Annotated in this window: 21 protein-coding genes; 2 read left to right on the top strand and 19 right to left on the bottom strand. The window is 45.8% G+C overall.

What is annotated here, in order from left to right:
* Positions 1-114: 114 nt before the first annotated feature.
* Positions 115-555: a DUF411 domain-containing protein gene (locus AB4249_RS20435; protein ID WP_017066855.1), complete on the bottom strand. Its 441-nt coding sequence runs from the start codon at positions 553-555 to the stop codon at positions 115-117.
* Positions 545-3328: a copper-translocating P-type ATPase gene (locus tag AB4249_RS20430; protein WP_372104573.1), complete on the bottom strand. Its 2784-nt coding sequence runs from the start codon at positions 3326-3328 to the stop codon at positions 545-547. The genes AB4249_RS20435 and AB4249_RS20430 overlap by 11 nt, the downstream gene beginning before the upstream one ends.
* Before the next feature lie 331 nt (positions 3329-3659).
* On the opposite strand from AB4249_RS20430, the gene gltX reads away from it, so the two are divergent.
* Positions 3660-5087 (top strand): glutamate--tRNA ligase, encoded by a 1428-nt coding sequence (gene gltX, locus AB4249_RS20425; RefSeq protein WP_017069020.1) that lies wholly within the window; start codon positions 3660-3662, stop codon positions 5085-5087.
* Between the two features lie 84 nt (positions 5088-5171).
* Here the strand turns inward: gltX and AB4249_RS20420 are convergent, their stop codons facing one another.
* The 17 genes from AB4249_RS20420 to AB4249_RS20340 all read right to left on the bottom strand — a co-directional run bounded on the left by AB4249_RS20420 (position 5172) and on the right by AB4249_RS20340 (position 20820).
* Entirely contained in the window at positions 5172-6395 is a 1224-nt protein-coding gene (locus tag AB4249_RS20420; protein ID WP_017062286.1) for a beta-ketoacyl-ACP synthase, read from the bottom strand.
* Positions 6392-7117 (bottom strand): 3-ketoacyl-ACP reductase FabG2, encoded by a 726-nt coding sequence (locus AB4249_RS20415; protein WP_017062285.1) that lies wholly within the window; start codon positions 7115-7117, stop codon positions 6392-6394. Before AB4249_RS20415 ends, AB4249_RS20420 begins: the two co-directional genes overlap by 4 nt.
* Positions 7114-7578 (bottom strand): hotdog family protein, encoded by a 465-nt coding sequence (locus AB4249_RS20410; RefSeq protein ID WP_372104570.1) that lies wholly within the window; start codon positions 7576-7578, stop codon positions 7114-7116. The genes AB4249_RS20415 and AB4249_RS20410 overlap by 4 nt, the downstream gene beginning before the upstream one ends.
* A complete protein-coding gene (locus AB4249_RS20405) occupies positions 7571-8770 on the bottom strand; it encodes a beta-ketoacyl-[acyl-carrier-protein] synthase family protein (RefSeq protein WP_017062283.1) in 1200 nt (399 codons plus the stop codon). The genes AB4249_RS20410 and AB4249_RS20405 overlap by 8 nt, the downstream gene beginning before the upstream one ends.
* 5 nt (positions 8771-8775) lie before the next feature.
* A complete protein-coding gene (locus AB4249_RS20400; RefSeq protein ID WP_029235193.1) occupies positions 8776-9399 on the bottom strand; it encodes a DUF3261 domain-containing protein in 624 nt (207 codons plus the stop codon).
* A complete protein-coding gene (locus tag AB4249_RS20395) occupies positions 9396-11768 on the bottom strand; it encodes an MMPL family transporter (RefSeq protein WP_102428629.1) in 2373 nt (790 codons plus the stop codon). The genes AB4249_RS20400 and AB4249_RS20395 overlap by 4 nt, the downstream gene beginning before the upstream one ends.
* A complete protein-coding gene (locus AB4249_RS20390; RefSeq protein WP_017064143.1) occupies positions 11740-12420 on the bottom strand; it encodes an outer membrane lipoprotein carrier protein LolA in 681 nt (226 codons plus the stop codon). The genes AB4249_RS20395 and AB4249_RS20390 overlap by 29 nt, the downstream gene beginning before the upstream one ends.
* Positions 12407-12910, bottom strand: a complete 504-nt coding sequence (locus AB4249_RS20385) for a thioesterase family protein (protein WP_017062279.1) — start codon at positions 12908-12910, stop codon at positions 12407-12409. The genes AB4249_RS20390 and AB4249_RS20385 overlap by 14 nt, the downstream gene beginning before the upstream one ends.
* 39 nt (positions 12911-12949) lie before the next feature.
* The gene (gene hutH, locus AB4249_RS20380) at positions 12950-14497 is read right to left on the bottom strand and encodes a histidine ammonia-lyase (protein ID WP_372104567.1); all 1548 of its coding nucleotides are present in this window, start codon (positions 14495-14497) and stop codon (positions 12950-12952) included.
* Positions 14475-16274, bottom strand: a complete 1800-nt coding sequence (locus AB4249_RS20375) for a glycosyltransferase (protein WP_017062277.1) — start codon at positions 16272-16274, stop codon at positions 14475-14477. Before AB4249_RS20375 ends, hutH begins: the two co-directional genes overlap by 23 nt.
* Positions 16267-16629 (bottom strand): 3-hydroxyacyl-ACP dehydratase, encoded by a 363-nt coding sequence (locus tag AB4249_RS20370; protein ID WP_017062276.1) that lies wholly within the window; start codon positions 16627-16629, stop codon positions 16267-16269. Before AB4249_RS20370 ends, AB4249_RS20375 begins: the two co-directional genes overlap by 8 nt.
* Positions 16630-16717: 88 nt before the next feature.
* Entirely contained in the window at positions 16718-18106 is a 1389-nt protein-coding gene (locus AB4249_RS20365; RefSeq protein ID WP_017064141.1) for an AMP-binding protein, read from the bottom strand.
* Positions 18107-18112: 6 nt separating this feature from the next.
* Positions 18113-18670, bottom strand: a complete 558-nt coding sequence (locus AB4249_RS20360) for a septation protein IspZ (protein ID WP_017062274.1) — start codon at positions 18668-18670, stop codon at positions 18113-18115.
* Positions 18670-18927, bottom strand: a complete 258-nt coding sequence (locus tag AB4249_RS20355; RefSeq protein WP_004739745.1) for an acyl carrier protein — start codon at positions 18925-18927, stop codon at positions 18670-18672. The genes AB4249_RS20360 and AB4249_RS20355 overlap by 1 nt, the downstream gene beginning before the upstream one ends.
* Before the next feature lie 10 nt (positions 18928-18937).
* Entirely contained in the window at positions 18938-19198 is a 261-nt protein-coding gene (locus tag AB4249_RS20350; RefSeq protein ID WP_004736154.1) for a phosphopantetheine-binding protein, read from the bottom strand.
* 105 nt (positions 19199-19303) lie between these two features.
* The gene (locus AB4249_RS20345; protein WP_372104564.1) at positions 19304-20074 is read right to left on the bottom strand and encodes a lysophospholipid acyltransferase family protein; all 771 of its coding nucleotides are present in this window, start codon (positions 20072-20074) and stop codon (positions 19304-19306) included.
* Complete coding sequence (locus AB4249_RS20340) at positions 20071-20820, bottom strand: beta-ketoacyl synthase chain length factor (protein WP_170962821.1); 750 nt, start codon at positions 20818-20820, stop codon at positions 20071-20073. The genes AB4249_RS20345 and AB4249_RS20340 overlap by 4 nt, the downstream gene beginning before the upstream one ends.
* A gap of 72 nt (positions 20821-20892) precedes the next feature.
* Here AB4249_RS20340 and AB4249_RS20335 point away from each other — a divergent pair, with 72 nt between their 5' ends.
* The gene (locus AB4249_RS20335) at positions 20893-21282 is read left to right on the top strand and encodes a hypothetical protein (RefSeq protein WP_017062271.1); all 390 of its coding nucleotides are present in this window, start codon (positions 20893-20895) and stop codon (positions 21280-21282) included.
* The last annotated feature ends 16 nt before the right edge of the window (positions 21283-21298 follow it).

Genomic DNA, 21298 nt, shown 5'->3' with positions numbered 1-21298 from the left:
TTTACTGTCCAAAAGCAAAGAGCCTAGCAAGTAAACCACAGTCTTGGGTTTACTGAATGCTAGGCTCTATTTTTATGACTTCTTTTTATTGCTGTGTGTTGGTCTGTTTAGGTTCTATTTTCCGTTGTAGTGACGGTATTCAAACACCTGACCTTTTTCATTAAACGCATACACAGAATACTCGTTCTTCTTATCGCCATACTCCATGCCTGGCGAACCCATTGGCATACCCGGAACCGCTAAACCAATCGCATTACGTGGTGGGTTTTCTAGAAAGGCTTTAATGTCATCTGCTGGAATGTGTCCTTCAAATACGTAACCGTCGATCTCTGCAGTGTGGCAAGAGGCTAACTCCTGTGTTACCCCTAGCTTCTGCTTGATTGGGTTCATATCATCGTGGAGCTTCTCAGTAACATCGAACCCAGCATCTCGCATATGTTCTGTCCATTCTGTGCAGCAGCCGCAGTATGGAGATTTGTGGTTTAGAACATCAGTAGCTAAAGCTTGTCCTGAGATTGCAGCGAGTGCAGTAAGAGTCATAATTTTACGAATCATGGTTAACCTCATGAATATGGTTTTTGTTGATATTAGAATGAGTGGGTTTGAACAGTCTTAATCTGTTGGCATTGCTGACTACGGTGATTGATGACATCGCCATCGCAGCGCCTGCAACGACAGGGCTAAGTAAAAATCCAAAGAATGGGTAGAGCACACCAGCCGCAATTGGAATACCAAGTGAATTATAGATAAAGGCACCAAACAGGTTTTGCTTCATGTTTCTCACGGTCGCTTGGGAAAGCTCAATCGCGTTACTGACAGATAATGGCGACGAGTTGAGTAGTGTCATTTGCGCACTTTCAATCGCCACATCGCTGCCGCTACCCATTGCTATGCCTATATCTGCTTGAGCAAGTGCAGGCGCGTCGTTAATACCGTCTCCGACCATGGCAACACTCTTATATTGCTGTTGCAGCTGAACAATGTGTTGAGCTTTCTGCTCTGGAAGCACTTCTGAAATCACTTCGTCGATACCGACGTTTTTACCTATCGCTTGAGCTACAGAGTCGTTGTCGCCCGTTAATAGCACAGTGTGAATTCCGGCGGATTTTAGTTGAGCTATCGCCTGTTTGCTATCTATTTTTAACGCGTCTGAAATGCCCAATATGCCTTCCAGTTTTTGGTCAATCGCAATGAAAATAGGCGTCCACGCTTGCGAGCGGCAAAGCTCGATGAAATCCGCGCCAACCTCTGTATTGATACCTAATTGGGTGAGGTACTTAAGCGAGCCAACTTGCACTTTCTTGTCGTTAATTGTTGCTTGAACCCCAAGCCCTCGTTGGTTTTCAAATTCGCTGTGTGGGAGTACTGAAACTTCCAAGCTCTCTGCATATTGGCAAACGGCTTTGGCAAGTGGGTGCTCAGATCCTACTTCTACTGAATAAGCACAAGCCAGTAATTCTTGTTCTGATAAATCGCCATAAAAGGCTTGCTGAACGGTTGGCTTACCTTGGGTTAGGGTGCCTGTTTTATCAAACACGACAGCATCAATTTTGCTTGCAGATTGCAACACATCGGCATCTTTGATTAGAACACCAAGCTCAGCGGCTTTACCTACGCCGACGGTAATAGAAAGCGGAGTCGCTAGGCCTAAGGCACACGGACAAGCGATGATCAGCACGGTAGTCGATACCACAAGCATATAACTTGCACTTGGTTGTGGGCCAACAAAAAACCAAACTAGGGCGGCAACAGCTGCGATCGCGACCACAACGGGTACGAACACGGCAGAAATAGAGTCGGCTAGTTTCGCAATCGCAGGTTTGCTGCTTTGTGCTTGGCGAACCATTTGAATGATGCGTGCCAACATAGTGCTTGAGCCAATTCCTGTCGCTTCAATAACTAAGCTGCCATCACCATTAATAGTGCCCGCTGAAACGCCATCACTCATCGATTTAACGTTGGGAAGTGGTTCACCGGTCAACATGGATTCATCGATGTAAGACTCACCCGATACCACAACACCATCAACTGGCACTTTCTCACCCGGTTTGACGCGTACTTGCATGCCTACTTGGATAGCTTCTACAGCAATAGTTTGTTCTTTGCCATCGACAATCACCACCGCTTTTTGAGGTTGTAGGTTAATCAAAGCTTGTAGTGATTTTGTGGTGCGAGCTTTGGCTTTGGCTTCAATGTAGTGGCCCAAAGAAATTAGACCAACGATCATCGCACTCGCCTCAAAGTAGACATGGCGAGAGGCCTCAGGGAACCATGACGGAATCAACACAACTAGCATGGAGTAGAACCATGCTGCGCCTGTACCCAAAGCAACTAACGTATCCATGGTCGCGCGCTTGTGCATCAGTGATTGCCAAGCATTGGTGAAGAAGCTACGACCTGAAGTGGCTAGCAGTACCAAACAGACGACACCGATTAAGCCCCAAGCCAATTGGTCGTTAAATGTAGCAATAGTCATGCTGCCACCAAACAGACCCCACGCCATCAGCGGAGCACCGATAAGCAGCGCGCTTACCGAATTTTTTAGGAAAGCTTTTTGGGTACGAAGTTGTTGTTCTTGCTGTTTTTGTTGTTGAGTCGCCGCGTCATCAACGAACTCTGCACCATAACCTGCGGTTTTTACGGATTCTATTAGCGCGCTTTCGATGACGTCTCGTGTTTTAGAGGTGAAAACTAAGGCTGTCTGTTCTGCGAGATTGATCTGAGCTTGGTCGACGAACTCATTCTTTTTCAGTGCTTTCTCTACCGAAGAAACACAACTCGCACACGTCATTCCCTCAAGGACAAGGTGATAGGTATATTGGCTAGCAGCAGGTTTATCTTGTGTCGGCTCCACTGGCGCTGTTTTTTTATCGTATTCTGAATCTGAATTAGATAAAGGCTCATTAACTTCTGAGTAGGAAGCCGCGTGATAACCCACGCTTTCGATCAACTCAATAAGCTCGGGTTCTGAAAGCTGAGTAACCAAGGACAATTCATGTTTGCTGATTTCTAGGTCTGAGATTTGCTCGGTTTGTTCAAGTGCTTGAGTCAGCTTGCTAACGCACTTACCGCAGCTAAGACCGGATAACGAAAGGTGCAGTTTATTGCCCATGCTATAACCAAGCGTCGCCAACTGTTCGTTGAGTTGAACGTAATTAAATGGAGTCGAAATATCGATGTAGGTCGGCGATATATCATTGATCGTCGTGTTGTCGAGATCAGCAAACAGGGTGCGGACTTTCTTCGCACAACCCATGCAATTTAAGCCGTTGAGCGCGGTTGTGTAGTGGTTCATATCGATACTCCAATTCTCATCTACGCCTAACATAAACCTTCCCGTAAGGGTAAGGTCAAACATAAATTCAAGAATTTGATCTTAGTGGTGCATTAGCTGGTGGATTCAATTTGGGAATGAGAGAGGGGAATAAAGAATGTGCGACTATAACCTACAGGCTAATACCATCGATTTGCTACTTTGAAGACGTAATTGGCCTTTCAATAACAGCTTTCGTACAACAACAGTGCATTAATCATTCACTACTGATTGTAGATTTAAGCGGTGGTGATAAAATAGCGCCCAAAATTTAGTGATATTTTTCTGTTACAGGCTTTGTAATGGCGAGCACTAAAAGAATCACCTACATAATCAAGGTATTTAAATGACGGTTAAAACTCGTTTTGCTCCTAGCCCAACTGGCTATCTTCACGTTGGTGGTGCACGTACTGCACTTTACTCTTGGCTATTCGCTAAGAACCAAGGTGGTGAATTCGTTCTACGTATCGAAGACACGGACCTTGAGCGTAACTCTCAAGAAGCGGTTGATGCAATTCTAGAAGGCATGCAATGGATGGGTATGGAATGGGATGAAGGTCCTTACTACCAATCTAAGCGTTTTGACCGTTACAACGAAATGGTTGATAAGCTACTTGCTGAAGACAAAGCATTCAAATGCTACGCGTCTAAAGAGCTGCTTGATGAAATTCGTGCAGAGCAAGAAGAAAACAAAGAAATGGCTCGCTACGATGCTAACCACCCTAAAATTGTTGCAGCAAACGAAGCAGCAAAAGAAGGCGATGCGTGCGTTATCCGTTTCCGTAACCCTAAAGAAGGCAGCGTAGTATTTGATGACCAAATCCGTGGTCGCATTGAAATCGCAAACAGCCAACTTGATGACCTGATCATTCGTCGTACAGACGGTGCACCAACTTACAACTTCGTAGTAGTAGTGGATGACTGGGACATGGGTATCACACACGTTGTTCGTGGTGAAGACCACATCAACAACACACCTCGTCAAATCAACATCTATGAAGCACTAGGCGCGCCAGTTCCAACGTTCGCTCACTGTGCAATGATTCTTGGTGATGACGGTGCGAAACTTTCTAAGCGTCACGGTGCTGTTTCTGTAATGCAATACCGCGATGAAGGTTACCTACCAAATGCATTAAACAACTATCTAGTTCGTTTAGGCTGGTCTCACGGTGACCAAGAGATCTTCTCTCAAGAAGAGATGATTGAATTCTTCAGCCTGAACGCTATCAGCAAGTCTGCTTCTGCATTCAACACTGATAAGCTACTTTGGTTGAACAACCACTACATCAAGACATCTGAGCCTGAGTACGTTGCAAAATACCTGCAATGGCACCTAGACGCACAGAAGATCGATACAACAAACGGTCCAGCTATCACTGAAGTGATCAAGCTAGTTGGCGAGCGTTGTAACACGCTTATCGAACTTGCTGAGCAATCTCGTTACTTCTACGAAGATTTCTCTGAGTTTGAAGCTGGCGCAGCGAAGAAGCACCTACGTGGTGTTGCTAAAGGCCCACTAGAGCTTGCGCTTGCTAAGGTTGAAGCGCTTGAAGATTTCACGACTGCAAACATCAAAGACGGTGTTATCGCAGCAGTATGTGAAGAGCTAGAGATCGGCATGGGTAAAATCGGTATGCCACTTCGCGTAGCAGTAACAGGCGGCGGTCAGTCTCCTTCTGTTGATGCAGTGATGGAGCTTGTTGGTAAAGAGCGCGTAATCGCTCGTATCAAGATGGCTCTTGAGTTCATCGCTGAGCGTGAAGCTAACGCTTAATTTGAGCGATTGATAGAATCAAAAAAGGGTCAGTAACTTGGTTACTGGCCCTTTTTATTTACTTAGCGTTTTATGTAGCTAAGCTTAGACTTTCTTGAAGATGATAGAGGTGTTGATTCCACCAAAAGCAAAGTTGTTGCTCATCAAGTATTCAACATCCAATTCGCGACCTGAGCCCGTGATGTAATCGAGCTTGCCGCACTGTTCATCGACATTCTTAAGGTTTAGGGTTGGGCTGAACCAACCGCTATGCATCATCTCTAGGCTGAGCCACGCTTCAATTGCACCACACGCACCAAGCGTATGGCCAAAGTAACTCTTAAGAGAGCTGATTGGTACTTCACCAAAGATATTCGCTGTCGCGTTACTCTCTGCAATATCACCTTTTTCAGTCGCAGTACCGTGCGCAGAAACATAGCCAATCTTCTCAGCTGGAAGTTGTGCGTCTCTCAATGCTTTCTCCATACAGATTTGCATGGTTTCCATCTGAGGTTGAGTCACATGAGCCGCATCACAGTTGCTCGCAAAACCTATGATTTCTGCGTAGATCTTTGCGCCACGAGCAACAGCATGTTCGTACTCTTCAAGGATCAGGGTTCCAGCGCCTTCGCCGATAACCAAGCCATCACGCTCGCTGTCGTATGGGCTAGGGGATTTCTTGGGTGTGTCGTTTTTTAAACTGGTAGCGAAAAGGGTATCGAAAACGGCAGACTCAGTTGGGCATAACTCTTCACCACCACCGGCAACCATTACGGTTTGGTAACCATGCTTGATCGCTTCATAGGCGTAACCAATGGCTTGGCTTCCTGAAGTACAGGCGCTGCTGGTGGGAATCACGCGGCCACGCAGACCAAAGAACAGACCTACGTTTACCGCGGCTGTGTGTGGCATCATTTGAACGTAAGTGGTTGCTGTGATTGCTCGTGTCGACTTCTCGTTCAGCATTACTCCGAAAGCACCAACCGCATCGGTACTGCCAGTTGAAGAGCCGTAAGCGATACCAGTTTCGCCATTGGTCAATACATCGTGACCAATTAAGCCGGCTTGCTCCAATGCATTCTCAGTCGCAACGGTAGCTAGGCGTGATACACGGCCCATGCCACGCACTTGCTTACGCTTGTAGTGTTTAGGCAGTTGGAAGTCATCAATAGGCGCGGCAAGTTTTGTGTTGAGACCATCATATTGCTCGAAGCTTGGCATATATTGAGTCGCATTTTCACAGGCCTTTAGCTTAGGCTCTATCTGTTGCCAGTCGTTACCAAAAGCAGTAACACCAGACATTCCAGTTACAACAACGCGGCGGGTCATACTAAGCCTCCATTTACTGAAATCACTTGGCGAGTTACGTAGCCTGCAATATCAGACATTAGGTAGCTGACTAGGCCGGCTACTTCTTCCGGCTCACCCATACGGCGCAGTGGTACTTGAGGAAGTGCATGATCTTTCACGTGCTCGTCAACCATACCTGTGTCAATTAAGCCAGGAGCGACACAGTTTACCGTGATCTTGCGTTTTGCGAGTTCTAGAGCAAGAGACTTAGTTGCGCCAATCACCCCCGCTTTTGCTGCAGCATAGTTAGTTTGACCACGGTTACCCATAATGCCGGATACCGACGCTAGAGTGACGATACGGCCACCTTTACGCTTTTGAACCATAGGCATTACACAAGGGTGAAGTACGTTGTAGAAGCTATCTAGGTTGGTATGGATCACACCATCCCACTCTTCTTCCGTCATCGCGGGGAATGCAGTGTCACGAGTAATGCCCGCGTTGTTCACTACACCATAGTAAGCACCATGTTCAGCGATATCAGACTCAAGCTTTTCGCGACACTCGCTTCGTTTGCTGATATCAAATTGAATAAGACGTCCAGCGCCACCCAGTTCGGTGATCGACTTTAGCGTCTCTTCAGCACCTTGCTTGTCACCCATGTAATGAACGGCGATTTCAAACCCGTCTTTCGCGAGTTGAATAGCGATCGCTTTACCAATACCTTTACTGGCACCAGTGACTAAAACCTGACGGCTCATGATGGGCTCCTAGTTTTCATTTCTTGTAATTTTTGTTCGGTCGGCACGTAGACGTTGAGTTGGCATTGAGCCACTAACTCACCTCGGTCTTCGACTCTTGCGGTAAACACAGCCATACCGCTGTCTTCCATCATCTGTTCGGCGTAGATATCAAGGGTCTGACCTTGAGTAAACTCATCACACAGTGATTTATAGCGACGAGAGCCGAGTAAGAATCCGATTGGGGGCGTGGTGCCGTTTTTAAGTGCGTGATATCCAGACCATGCCGCTACAGACTGCGCCATAAACTCGATTCCAACATATGCTGGTACCGTTTGAGATTCGGCGTCAAAGAACAGATTATGGTCACCAATATCGACCTGACAGTGGATCGACAACGCCTCTACGCTGATAGCACGAGCGATTAATATCATCGGATCATCGTGAGGGAGAAGTTGGTCTACAGAAGGGATATCAGTCATTTACTACACCAAAAATCAGGCTAATGTTGTTGCCACCAAAAGCAAACGAGTTGCTTAAGATGTTCTTTGCTTTAAGTTTCTGTGAACAGTTTACCAAATCAATCTCAATATCTTCAGCTTTATCCTGACATTTTTGTAAGGGAAGCGGTAAGTCATATTTCAAAATATGCCACGCAATTGCAGCCTCAATCGCACTTGCTGCGCCTAGAGTATGCCCGGTCAGCGGTTTGGTAGAACTGACGGGAACCTTGTTTGCAAAAATACGATGAATGGCTTTACTTTCCATCGAGTCATTGAGTGGCGTTGCTGTACCATGTGCATTGATATAACCAATGTCTTCTGCGTTTAACTGTGCAGAATGTAACGCTTTTTTCATTGCTTGTTCAGCACCATTGCCTTCAGGGTGAGGCGCTGAAATGTGGTGTGCATCAGAGCTGTCCCCACAGCCCAATAAGGCAATGTTTGACGTGTCTTGTGCTGCATTAACACCGGCTAACTTTGTTTTGCTGAGCAACATAAATGCCGCTGCTTCTCCTATGTTGATACCTTCTCGGGTTGCACTAAATGGCTTACAATGTGTTGTTGAGAGTGCTTCAAGACCGTGGAAACCATTGAGTGTCAGCTTACACAATGTATCCACACCACCCACTAACACGGCATCAGCCATACCTGAATCTAATAAGCGCTGGGCGGTCAGAAATACGCGGCCACTGGATGAGCAAGCCGTAGATATGACGTAGTTTGGCCCCGTTAATGCGCAATACTGGCTAACGAACTCTGAGGTATCACCAAGCTCTTGTTTTGAGTAATGGTAATCTGCTGGAAACTCGCCGTTTGCCAATTTTTGTTTGAAGACTGCTTCACCATCGGAGATCCCAGATGTGCTGGTGCCAATAACAACAGCAATTCTATCTGCGCCAAACTGAGATTTGGCTTGCTCGATAGAATCTTCAATTTGGTGAAGAGCCGACAGCGCCAGTTGATTGTTGCGAGTGGCGTATTGCGTAAGATCTGAAGGAATCGGTGGTAGTTCACCCGCGATCTGACCAACGACAGTGTGTTTACCATCGTTCAGCATATCGTGCACTTCGACCATATTTGATTCACGCTCGTCTTTTAGACAGCCATGAATATCGGCAATCTCTGAGCCTAGCGCTGAGTGGAAACCACAGTCTTGGATGTAAATAGGCATAGTGTTCAACTCTTACTTGGATTGTCGACAATCGTTGAGTTCAACGTTTGTATGGTGATGTTGTAGCCCAGGGTCAAATGTTTGAAAACAATGTCGCCTGCCGTTTTGTGTGTACCAGGATCTGTTTGGTAATCAATTTGAATGATTGCCTGTTGGTTTTCATCAAATACGGTTCTTGTTTTGTCGGTATCGACTAGGTGCCAACCTATGCTTTGTAAAGGCTGAGCCCATGCTTCAGCCGGCCATAAGGTAAGCATTAAATTAAATAGCACCTGTTCAGGTTGTGGCAAAGTTGCGCCAAGCCCAGACAAAACCTGCGTATCAATTACTTGATTCTGGTATTGCAGCGATAGAATGCGAGTACCCCAAGAGGAGAACCCCGCCAAAACCACTTTACCTGGTGTGACTTCGACTTGAACCGGAAGCTGCTGTGTATCATTTTCCCACGTAGCGCTAATCAACTGACTGGCTGTTAATGAGTATCCCAGTTCAGCTGGCAGTGGTAGTGCTAGATCGGTGTCTTGATCGATAGACACGCTCGCACCACTTGGCTGCTGAGAAACCATCGAGCAGGCACTCATTAGAATGCCCACTAGTATGGCGAAGGTTACCTTTAATGTCTGGATCATCTAAAAGCCTCTCGAGTAATTGGTCCTTCTACGTTTTTACTACTGTTGATCGCGAGTGGAGAAAGCAGCCAAGCGACAAAGATCCCTGTCAGAACCGTCACCCCGAAGCTATGAATAGCATGAGTCTGGCTCAGCGACAGTAAGCCGAATGAAAGTAGTGTTGTGAGACCTGACAAGGTGATCGCTAATAAGGTGCTCAGCGATTTCTTTTGCTCAGCAAAGAATAGGGTGTAGTCTATGCCAATCCCTAAAATCAGAATCAAACCAAGCAGGTTAAATAGGTTCAGTGTCGAGCCTAAAATGCCCGTGACCGCCAAACCTGCTACGCCTGCAATCAATGAAGGCAACAGCATTAACAGGCTTTGCTTCACACCATAGCGCCAGCCTAACAGCATGCCAATAGCTGCCAATGCTATCAATAACAGCTCGGTAATCTTGACGCGGTACTCAGCAAAAAGAGAGGAGATTTCATCCGCTTTATTGAGGTGTTTCACACCTTGCTTCTGAGCAAAATCTGACTCCAACCACTGTGAGAACAGCTCAGCATCAGTGACGTCTTTTATCAAAATGACCGACGCTGCTTGCCCGTCGATAGGTTTTAACCAAAGTGGTCGAACAGGCTCTGAGACTGGAGACTCCAAAAATCCAGATACCGTGATTGGTTCGAATTTTGGTAGTTCTGGAAACGTAGACCAACCGAGAGAGCTTTGTAATATATGGCTTTGTTGACTATAGAGTTGTTCAACCAACTGATAGTTATCATGCTGTTCTTGTTTACTTAACAAGTGTTGATTGATGCTGCGATACCCGGAGATACCTTGGCTATTGACCAGCGAATCTAAGCTTGTGGTGATTTCTGTCAATTTTTTGAGTAGCTTTTGGTCGCTCTGAGCTGTGACCAAAAGCATATTTTGACCACTGCCTAACCCTGATATCTCAGTAATGGCTTGCTCTTGTTGTTTGAGTTGTTCGGGCATAGCCTGAAGCTGGCGAATATCGTCGTCGTAACGAATTTGACTGAGTGACATCAAGCTAACGACAGTCACTGTTAACGGTAAGCCAATTCTAAATTTTTGGTTGCTCCAAAGGCTTAACCAAGTATGCCAAAGTTTCGACAGGGGAAGAGGGCGCTCTTGGCCTGGTTTTACCGCTAAAACGGGGTACCAGCACACCACACTGGCGTAAGCTGCGATCAGTCCAATCGACGAAAACAGAGCCAGTTGCTGCAAGCCTGGGAATGGCGCAACCAGTAGCCCTAAGTATCCGATTAAGCTGGTGATTAAACCTAGAGTGATGGCAATGAAAATATGCTTTAGGCCTTTATCGCTCTGCCAGTGGCTTCCTGCGGCCAAACGGTCAGTGAGATAGTGAAAAGAGTAATCGATGGATACGCCAATCAAGCTAGCGCCAAACACCAAGCTGAATAGATGCACCTTACCAAAGATAGCGACAGTGCTTGCCAGTGCAACCAATAATCCTGTACTGATTGAGAGTAAAGATAAGGCAAGTGGTAGCGCACTACGAAATGTCAGCCACACCAATAAAATAACGCCTGCCAATGAGCCCAAACCAATGGTACTGATTTCTGATTTCGCGCTTTCGGTACCGTAATTGGCGTAGAACACCACACCAGTATGCTGCACCTTGACGCCAAATTGTTTTTCGACCTCGCGCTCAATTGAATCAAGATCGGGAAGTTGTTCTTGAATCGCCAAGCTATAAGGCGAGCCAGCCAGAGTTGCTGTAACCAAAATATGAGTTTGGTCATTAGATTGAGCGGTGAGGTATCCCTCTTTCTGAACAAAATTACTTGATTGAACGCCAACGGCACTGATGTAGTCGCGAAATAGTAGAAATGGATCCATCGACAGTTCGGCTGCAGTCACGCCTGAGAACGGATTGTACAGAGACCGAATCACATATTGAGCTCGTGAATCAGGCGAGTGGGTCAGCGTCTCTTTTTGTTGCTGGGTAAGCAGTTGAGCTCGGTGACGAAAGTAGAAATCGCTCCACTGGCTTTGGGTGCTGGCACTGATTTTGCCTTGAACTTGCTGAAACAGAGTTGGCTGACTTGAAAAGGCTCTTTGGTTGAGAGCTTTTTCAAAAGCGTCGGTCGCAACCATGGTTTGTTCGATGTCGGGGGCGCTGATGATAAACACCACTTGCTCGCTCATCGAGCTGGATATCTGCTGAAAGGCTTGCTCTACCATTGGGTCTTGCTGGTTTTCTGGTAGTAACTTTAGGATGTTGCTTTCAATGGGTACCGACGAAGAAAAAGCGAATTGTTTTATCAACAACCCGCTAAACAGCATTACAACAACAAGCCAAACAAGGGCAAGACTAGAGTTGGAATTGTTTCGCTTCAGCATCTGATAATACTTCCGGTAGATGGCTTAACTGACTGAATTCGATCACTGTGCTATCTCCACGAATCTCTTTCAACTCAATACGTTCAATATCGCTGTTGCCTTGCAGCGTGATAGCCTCAAACACCGCATTCATCGGTGCATTTTTGGGCTTTAGAGTCAGTGTCCATGCTTGTACATTTTCATCAGAGCTGGTGTTAGTTGCGGGCTCAAAATTGAGTGCGAACTGTTCCTGAAGTTTTTGCGTGTCCCCATGAAACACTGACAAGAAGATATGGCTGAAATAAAACGCCATTGGATTTTCTTTGTCGGTGATGATTTTTGCGGGTTGATCGGCAAACCTTTGGCTCAGTTTGTTATCGGTGAGCACTAAGTTCACGGGAAACGGAGTGGTTTGTGTCCAGAGTAAGCCACTTGATTTGTCTAACAGAAATGTACCTTGTGACGTTAAAGGCTGGGCGAACATCTCCATATTGCGTGTTTGAGTGAACTCACCACGCACAATACTATTTTCGCTGAGCACCGTCTGCAGCTCTGAAATAGAATTGACAGCAGCAGAGTTTTCTTTGGCGCTTACAAGGCCGCTTGCCATCATCGCAGTAAGTCCAATTAGCGCGATATTGATGTATTTGCGACTGCGTTTAAACAGATTCATGGTTCACCTGCTGTGGGTTAGAGGTTTGTGTTTGATGTTCAGTTGCTAGAGGTAAGCAACCAAATTGGTGCCAGTGTTCGACTTTGTCAGTAAACACTTTGGGTGAGGCAAAGCACATCTCTTGTTCTTCGATGGTGACGGCAACCTGCATGGTGTGAGCACGTGTCATTCGAGCACCGGTTAGAGCATCATGAATTTCATAATCGACGCGCAGGCGATTTTCCCACTCGGTGAGTTTCGCCGTTACCTTAATCTTGTGATTAAACGGTATCGCCTTAATGTATTTCACGCGGGTATCGATGATAGGCCACATGTAGCCAGAATCCTTCATCTCATGGTAGTTGTACTCAATCTTATCCATCATGATGCGCCTAACTTCTTCAAAGAATCGGAAGTAGTTGCCGTGATAGATCACGCCCATTGGGTCGGCATCTTGGAATGAGGTGATAAGCGTCACCTCAGATTGTAATGGGTGAAGGATTTCAGACATAAATCGCTCTCAACAATATTGCGTAAAGGGTTGGCTACTTTATGAGTAAAGTGACCAGTGCTGACTTTGAATACGAGCAATGAAGTGGCGTAGATCGCCTTCAAGTGGTCGATCTTCTACGATAAATTCAAACTCCTTAAGCACTTCGTCGCGAATGTGCTTGAGGTTCTCACTCATGTGGTGCTCATCAAGCTCATTGTGGCGCTTACGAAGTTCGAGTGCTTGTGTCCCCGCCAGTAGTGACGCTGCTGCCACTTGTTCGGTTAGCTCTAGAACGCGTAAACAGTCACGAGCTGCGATGGTGCCCATACTCACTTTATCTTGGTTGTGACACTCAGTTGAGCGAGAGAATACGCTTGCTGGCATGGTGTGTTTCAATGCTTCTGCTGTCCAAGCTGAAACGCCAATCTGTACTGCTTTAAAGCCGTGGTTGATTGGCTTACGTTCGCCTTCAGCACCCGTTAGGTTGAATGGCAAACCGTTGTTGAACTTGTAGTCCATCAGCTGAGCCATTTGACGGTCAAGCAGATCAGCAAGGTTCGCAACTGCAGTTTTTAACGTATCCATCGCCATTGCAATGTGTCCACCGTAGAAGTGTCCACCGTGCAGTACGCGCTCATTATCACCATCGATAATTGGGTTGTCGTTGGCACTGTTTAGCTCGTTCTCGATCATTTGGCGTAGCCAAGGCAGAGAGTCTTGAACCACGCCGATAACATGTGGAGCACAGCGCAGAGAGTAACGATCTTGGAGGCGATCACTGTTACTTGGCGGGCGATCCGCTTGCAGATCATCACGCAGCCATGCAGCAACTTGTTGTTGACCAGGATGAGGTTTGACTGCAAACAGCGCTTCATCGAAATGGAAGTCATTGCCGTGCATACCGACTGATACCATAGCGGTGATCTTAGTTGATAGCTGAGCTAGATATTCCGCACGCTTGTAAGCGATACAAGCTAATGCCGTCATTACAGACGTACCATTCATCAACGCCAAGCCTTCTTTTGGCTTAAGTTTGATAGGGCTAATTCCTAACTCTTTGTAGACGTCACTGGTTGGGCGAACTTCGCCTTTGTAGATAACATCGCGCTCGCCGATTAGGGCTGCAGCCAAATAAGATAGCGGCGTTAAGTCGCCACTGGCACCCACCGATCCTTCTTGAGGAATGCGTGGTGAGATGTCTTGGTTGATTAGGGTAACGATCTGGTTGAGTAGATCGTGAGTCACACCAGAGACACCTTGTGATAACGAACACAGGCGCGTTGCTAATACTGCACGAGCTTGTTCGTGAGACAATATTTCACCTAAACCACAGCCGTGAAAACGTGTTAAATGCAGTGGTAGCTCGTCAACTAGGTTTGGCGGAATCGCAACCGTACATGAGTCACCGTAACCCGTCGTTACACCGTAAATCACACCTTCTTCTTTCAATAGGCGTTCTAAGAAAGCGACACCACGGTCGATCTTAGATGTGAATGCTTCACTTGTGTTCATCGAGGCTTTTGCGCCTTGTGAGATAGCGACAACATCCTCAATCGTGAGGCGCTCGGCACCAAAGGTGATGCTATTTGGATTCTTTTTCGTCATGGTGCTTGCTCAATGTCCAAAAATTAAAAAAGTTGTACCACTGAAGCGGTGCTTGCAGTGTGTAGTGCTGAAGTCGATTTGCGTATTTTTGCACGACTTGCTGTAAAGATTGTTCGCGAGTCTTTCTTGGTAGCTCGATCTTGTTGCTAAAATGCTCGAAATAGACATTAAAATGCGGCTTAGATTGTGAGTCGTCACGTAACCCAAACAGCAAAAATACGGGTGCTTTGAGAACCGAGGCTAACATAAATGGACCTTGAGGGAATGGAGCTTCCTTACCTAAGAACTCAGCCCATACTGAGCGGCTCTCTTTGCTGGTGGAAGTTCGATCGCCAACAATCACGATCCATTCGCCTTGCTCTAGTTTCTGTTGTAACAAGATAGCGGTATCAGGCCCCATCGATGTCACCTGAATCAGATTTAAATCAGACTGCGGGTTAACCGCTTTCATCACGGAATTAAAACGTTCGGCGTGTTCTGTAAAAACCAGGGCGTTGATTTTGATGTTCGAGTGTCTGCGACCTAAAGCTCGGCACAGCTCAATATTGCCAAGGTGAGATCCAAGGATTAGCACACCTTGCTTATTTGCCACCATGCTCTCGAACTGGTCTTGGCCATGAATAGTCAGGTTATCTGCCGAGAAATCACCTTTCCATGCCGCGAGCTTGTCGAGCATCGTATGGCCAAATGAAAGCAGATGGTTGTAACTGGTTAGTTCTCCGGGGAGCTCAATATTTTGCTGTTCCGCATAGGCTTTTAATTGGAATAGATATTGTTCGGAAGCGTTTCGCGCACGCTGGCCCGTCAAGTGGTAGTAACGCATCACACCACGCAGAATGAGGTTGAACACACCGCGACCTAACAAGGTATAAATGGCTAATAACAGCTTAATGCCTAATACTGTGCCGCGTTCTTGAGTGCGGGACCAGTGTGGTTGTTCAGAAGCTTGCGGCTCTGAATCAGTCGATAAATTTGGGTTATTATCAGCTGAATCGGATTTGAAATGGCGAGCAATCAGTTTTGGTGCTCTTGGCAGCATGCTGAAGAATAGACGTGTATGCATCCAACTGATTTTGACGTTATCCCACAACGCATCGAAATGAGAGATGCCGTTCTCAGGATAGATAACGCGCGTTTCAACGAAGTCTATGTCGCAACCTTCCCAATACAGGCGAACCAAAATCTCGATATCGAAGTCCATTCTCGAACCAACATCGTACTTATTCAACACAGTTTGAGTTTGGTTGATAGGATACGCTCTAAAGCCACACATGCTGTCTTTAATTGATAAAGAAAGGGTTTCTATCCATACCCAGATATGTGTCGCGTAGCGCCCATAGAGCCTTGCTTTGGGTACGCTGTCGTCGTAGATAGGCTGGCCTGATATCAGACGTTGTGGCTTAGCTTGTGAGGCCTCAATCAATGTTGGCAAGGCTTCCAGGTCGTGTTGCCCATCAGCATCTATCTGAATAGCGTGGCTAAAGCCTAGTTGCTGCGCTTTTTTGATTCCGGCTTTTACTGCGCCGCCTTTACCTTGGTTCTGTTCAAGCGTCACCAAGGTTACGTTTGAATTCTCTGCTAGGGGAGACAGAAACTGTTTTGTTGTGAGTTCACTGCCATCGTCAACGATGATGATCGGTAACTCAAAATGATGAAGTGACGACACCACAGCCGGCATGGTTGCGCCATGGTTAAAGCACGGGATAAGGAAGCAAGCCTTGTAGCTGCTTTCTTTTGTGTGGTGTTGAGAAGTAGCCTCGACGGGAGCGCTATTCACTTTTTTCTCCCAGCTTCATTTTGCCTGAAGAGTGGGTCTGTTCACCGTTGTTTGATGTGTAACTAAAGCTCAGCTTGTCTTTGTCAGCATCCCATTTGAGTGATAGCTGGATTGTAGCGTCAGGCAGGATAGGCTCTTGGAACTTAATGACTTCCATTCCTTTAAAGAAACCAGGAACGCCTAACTCTTGGACTGCGTAGTGAAGTGCCCAATCAATTTGCGTGACGCCAGGTAGAATAGGGAAGCTCTTGAAGTGCCCATTAAAGTCGGTGATATCTCCGCTAACATGAAGTGTCAGGGTCGATTCATTTTCTACCGTGTCTACAGCAATGATGTTTGGTTTTCTTTTATCCATAGGGCGTGCTTAGAATCCTTGGGCAAATATTGGTTCTTTGACAAAAATATAAAAAGATAATCTCAGTGTAAAATACGATCAGCGGTTTCTATGATTTTATTAGCTGTTCTATGTGAGATGTTAATCGCTTACCTTGGCTGTTGAGGGGGATCTCATCGACAACACGGTATTTTCTCGGGATTGCGATTGGCTCTAACCACTTTCTGAGTTCTGTACGCAGCATCAACCAGAATTTACCTTTGCTCATGGTCGATAGAGCGGCTTGGCCTTCATCTGATAATACCAAAACAGAGGCTAATATTAATCGCTCAGGCTCCTCAAATGGAATAACCACGCACTCACTTATCCAAGGCAGTTGCTCCAGTCGCTTTTCCACTTCAACCAGTGATACTCGCTTTTCTTCTATCTTGATCACTCGGTCCGTTCGGCCCTTCAATATGAATTGATTCTCCGAGACCATCTCGCACTCATCAGAGGTTTGATACCAGTTATTCTTATCGATGTACGGCGACAATAACTTAATGCAACTCTCACTGTTGAGACTAGCCTCAATACAGGCAAAAAGCTGCCAAGGCGTTTGAGCGCTCTCTTGCTGACGAAATGCGATGCCACCGGTTTCTGTGCTACCAAAGACTTCAATCGGTAAATGACCAAGCAGATCTCGTGACTGGTGAGCCGACTCGGTAGGCAATGGACCACCCGAAGAGAAGATTCCTGCAAGTTGTACCTTGTTGGTCTCATGCTTTAATCGTTTAAGTAGCGCTGGGCTGCTGATCAGTACACAGTTTTGATTTGCGTGAGATAAGATCTGTTCTGGGTATTCAAGGTTGTGTCGAGCAAATGGAACACCAGAGCATAGTGGCCATAAGATTCTAAACAGCAAACCATAGATATGTTGATGAGAAACTGTGCTTTGGATTTGGTTTCCCTTGAGTAACTCACCCCAGTTCTTGTGTAACTGAGCGGTCTCAATATCGAGGTGCTCTAACGTTTTATCTATCGCTTTTGGCGTGCCACTTGAACCTGAAGTGAACAGAGTTAATGGGACTGTTGCCAAATCAATGGTCGTAAGATTCTCGGTTAGAGGTTTTTGTGCTTCAGTGTTTGAATCCAATAAGGTTTGGATATTACGAACGTCATTCACCTCAACTTCGCCAATCGAGTTATCAACTAGCAGGCAATCAAACTGCTTACTTAACTCAGCAAGCGCACATGGCTGGTAGTTGCCCGGTAAGATGATGTGTTTGTTGGCTGCTGTACATGCCAAAAAGGCCACCGCAAATAGGTAGCTGTCTTGGGTACAAATCGCGATTCGTTGAAAAGGGGATAAAGACAAAAATTGTACGAGTTGAGATAAGTCGTCGTTAAATGTTTGCCACGTAATCTCGCTATTGTCGTCAAAGCAGACAATAGATTCAGGGGCTCTGTCCTGGCTAAGAAGCTCAGACAACGAGGTGTAAGATACGGTTTGGGTCATAACAATTTAACTCTGACGAATGCGCTGTCTTACTACCCACTCTCCTGCAAAGAGTAACCCTGCAAACAGATAGCTGAGTAAGCCATTGTATAGGGTCCATACTTCTAGCGGTTGGAAGCAGGTGTAAAGGGCAATAGAGCCATTGATAACAAAGAACAAGCACCACACTTTGGTGACTTTTCGTGTGTAATCAACGCCACTTTGCGGAAGTTCAGGCTCTTGAAGGCGAGCAAGACGTTCGATAATCGTTTGTGGTTGCCATAGGCTCGAAGCGAATACAACCAGCATACAAACATTAACGATAACGGGATAATAGGTTAGCCAGCCGTGTTGCTTAAAGGCTAAGCCTAAAGCCAGCAGAACAATACCGGCACTTCCACTGATCCAAGCTAGGTGTTTTAGCTCTTTGATTTTAGCCTGACCGCCGGTGAAAATGCGTACAGCAAAGATAGCGGCTAAGGCAATACCAACGGTTTGTAAGCCAAACTTGTTGAGTCCAAAGTAAACCGCTATTGGATAAGTGAAAAGTATAATTGCCGACAGTAAAGTCAGCAGAGGACGCATTAGGCGTCCTTCAATAGTTCAACCACAGATTCGACAACGTCATTAACGGTGCGCACTGCTTTGAACTCTTCAGGTTTTATCTTCTTACCTGTGACGTTCTGTAGGTGAACGACCAAATCAACGGCATCAATGCTGTCTAGGTCTAGATCAAGATAGAGATGAGCTTCAGGGGTGATATCTTCAGCGTCAAGCTCGAACAGCTCAATAAGCGCATCTTTAACCTGGTTGTATACTTCTTGTTGGTTAGCTTGTGTCATAAAGATCTGTCTAGTTATTCGTTTGAGAAGAGATGTAGTTCGCTAGATTTTCAACTGACGCAAAGTGCTGTCGAGTGTTTGAATCATCTGCATCGATAACAATGTTGTACTTTTTCTTGATAGCAAGGCCAAGCTCAAGGGCATCGATAGAGTCTAGTCCAAGTCCATCACCAAATAGTGGAGCTTCCGTTTCAATCTCATCAATGCTCATGTCTTCAAGGTTCAATGCGTCGATGATCAGTTGTTTCAGTTCGTTGTGTAATGTTTCCACTTTGGCCTACTTAATGCTTTATCTGAATGCTGCTTTAAGGGGGCGATTCTACATTATATGAGGTATTTTCGAAATGCCGATATCGCCTGTTATGTTATTGATACGCTAAATGTTTTCTTCGGAAGGGAAAATTGTTTGTGCAAGATGATGATTAAGGCGCCTTGCTGCCGAAGTTAAATTATTTGAGCCTTCAATAAATGGTTCGACTTCTATTTTACCTTTCACCGCGACATGAAAAAAGGGCTTCGACGCAGGAACTTGATACCATTTTTTCTCTTTCGTTAAGAATGTCGGAGAAACCGTAATATGAATCACGCGTAAATCGGTTTGTGTTCGAGTCGCGATTTGTGCCGCCCCACGCTGTAAGGATGGTTCAATTCCTGGCGTTGTGCGAGTTCCTTCGGGAAAAATCAGCATGACATTGCCACGTGAGAAGCGTTCTTCACAGCGCTCTAAAAGATCGTCAGGGGCTTGGTTCGGTATATAACCTGCCGCTTTGACAATCCTTTTCATAAAAGGGTTTTCCCAAATGGCCGCTTTGACGAGGCAATCACATTGAGGAAGTTGAGAGGCGATCAGCACATAGTCAATCAAACTTGGGTGGTTGGCGACGATAATGCAGTTACGGTCGTTACGCAGTAGTTCTGCACCATCAATTCGGTAATCGATTGCTCCGGTGAACTTCATGATCTGGCAAAACGCATTGAATGAGAAACGGATTAATCGCTGTGCTTTAAGCTCTCTTTTAATGGTATTGGGATTGGTTAGCGCGATAGTCGGTAAGATTAAGAAGCTTAATACTAAGCCACCTAGACCAAAGATGGTAAAGCACAGCCCTGTCGCGAATACTCGCCAATATTGGTCGATTTTGCTCATGATTGTGGACCTGTCTCGGTGTTATTTACCCAAGACCAAGTTTGGTGCTTGCCAGCAATAGCCCACTTATTTGCGCCCAATAAGATATGTTGGAGCGTTTGTAGCCCTTGTGGTAACACGGAAGGTGCTTGGTTGGCTTCTACTGTTCTAGTAATAGAATATTCACTGCCAACGCTGAGCACTAAGCCCAGAGCATAATCCGTATAGTCTTGTGTTTCGTATTCTTGGTAAAGCTCAGGCAAAGGCTGGTCGAAGTCAATGACGAGTACACGATGTGACGGGTACTGATGTAGGTAAAGATAAGCTTCGATCAGAGCGTTGTGGAAAGTATCTTGGCCGGCCGCAATAGAGGTCAGAGGGATTGGTGCTTTCGCTGCGATGGTAGTTAACCCTGCAGCTGTATTATGCACGGACTGTGAAAACGCCATTGGCGAGGCATCATCACCTTCCAATATCGACTGGATCAAGGTTGCGGTTCGGTGCAGTTCACCATGTCGACTGGCAAAAACCAGATAATCAATCGAGTTGTCTTTTAAGAGTGTCAATGCAGTTTGAACGGCCAATTTACTTTGTAGGCTCATTCGGCGGCGCATCATCGGTGGGATCGCTTTAAATTCAGTTGAGCCATCTTGTGGCCAATCTAAATTAGTGCTCCACGCTTGCCATTGGGCAACAGAATTGAGACCAGCCGAATTTGCAGACCATTTCTCAATATTAAACGACATTAATTGGGATTGATTTGACATAGAGTATTGATTTGCTTTGAGTCTAACTAAATACTATGCGCGCTTATAAATAAACACAGATAAGGAATTTAAATGAAATTACTAAAAATAGCAGTTTCAATGTTATTCATATTCGTTCTTGCAGGATGTGGACGCGTCCAACCTGTAATGAATGTTGAGGATACTCCAGTTGCACTGAATCTTCAAAGTAAACAGGTTAAATCAGCTATTTCTGAATCTGCTGAAAATCGAGGCTGGTTGGTTTCAGAAATAAAGCCTGGTTTGATCCGCGCTGAATTGTATGTTCGTTCGCACCACGCTGTGGTTGAAATTCCTTATAGTGATAAGTTTTACTCTATTCTTTACGTTGAATCAGAGAATTTGAAGTACGACGATGGTGAAATACACCGTAATTACAACCGTTGGGTTAATAACTTAAACGTTGATATTAAACGTAAGCTTGCGCAAATGGCAGCTGAGTAACTCTCTATTATTTAAA

This window comes from Vibrio sp. 10N.261.55.F4, from assembly GCF_041470465.1.
GTDB lineage: Bacteria > Pseudomonadota > Gammaproteobacteria > Enterobacterales > Vibrionaceae > Vibrio > Vibrio crassostreae_C.
The sequence above is the reverse complement of the archived record's forward strand: the minus strand, read 5'-3'. Positions and strand labels throughout refer to the sequence as shown.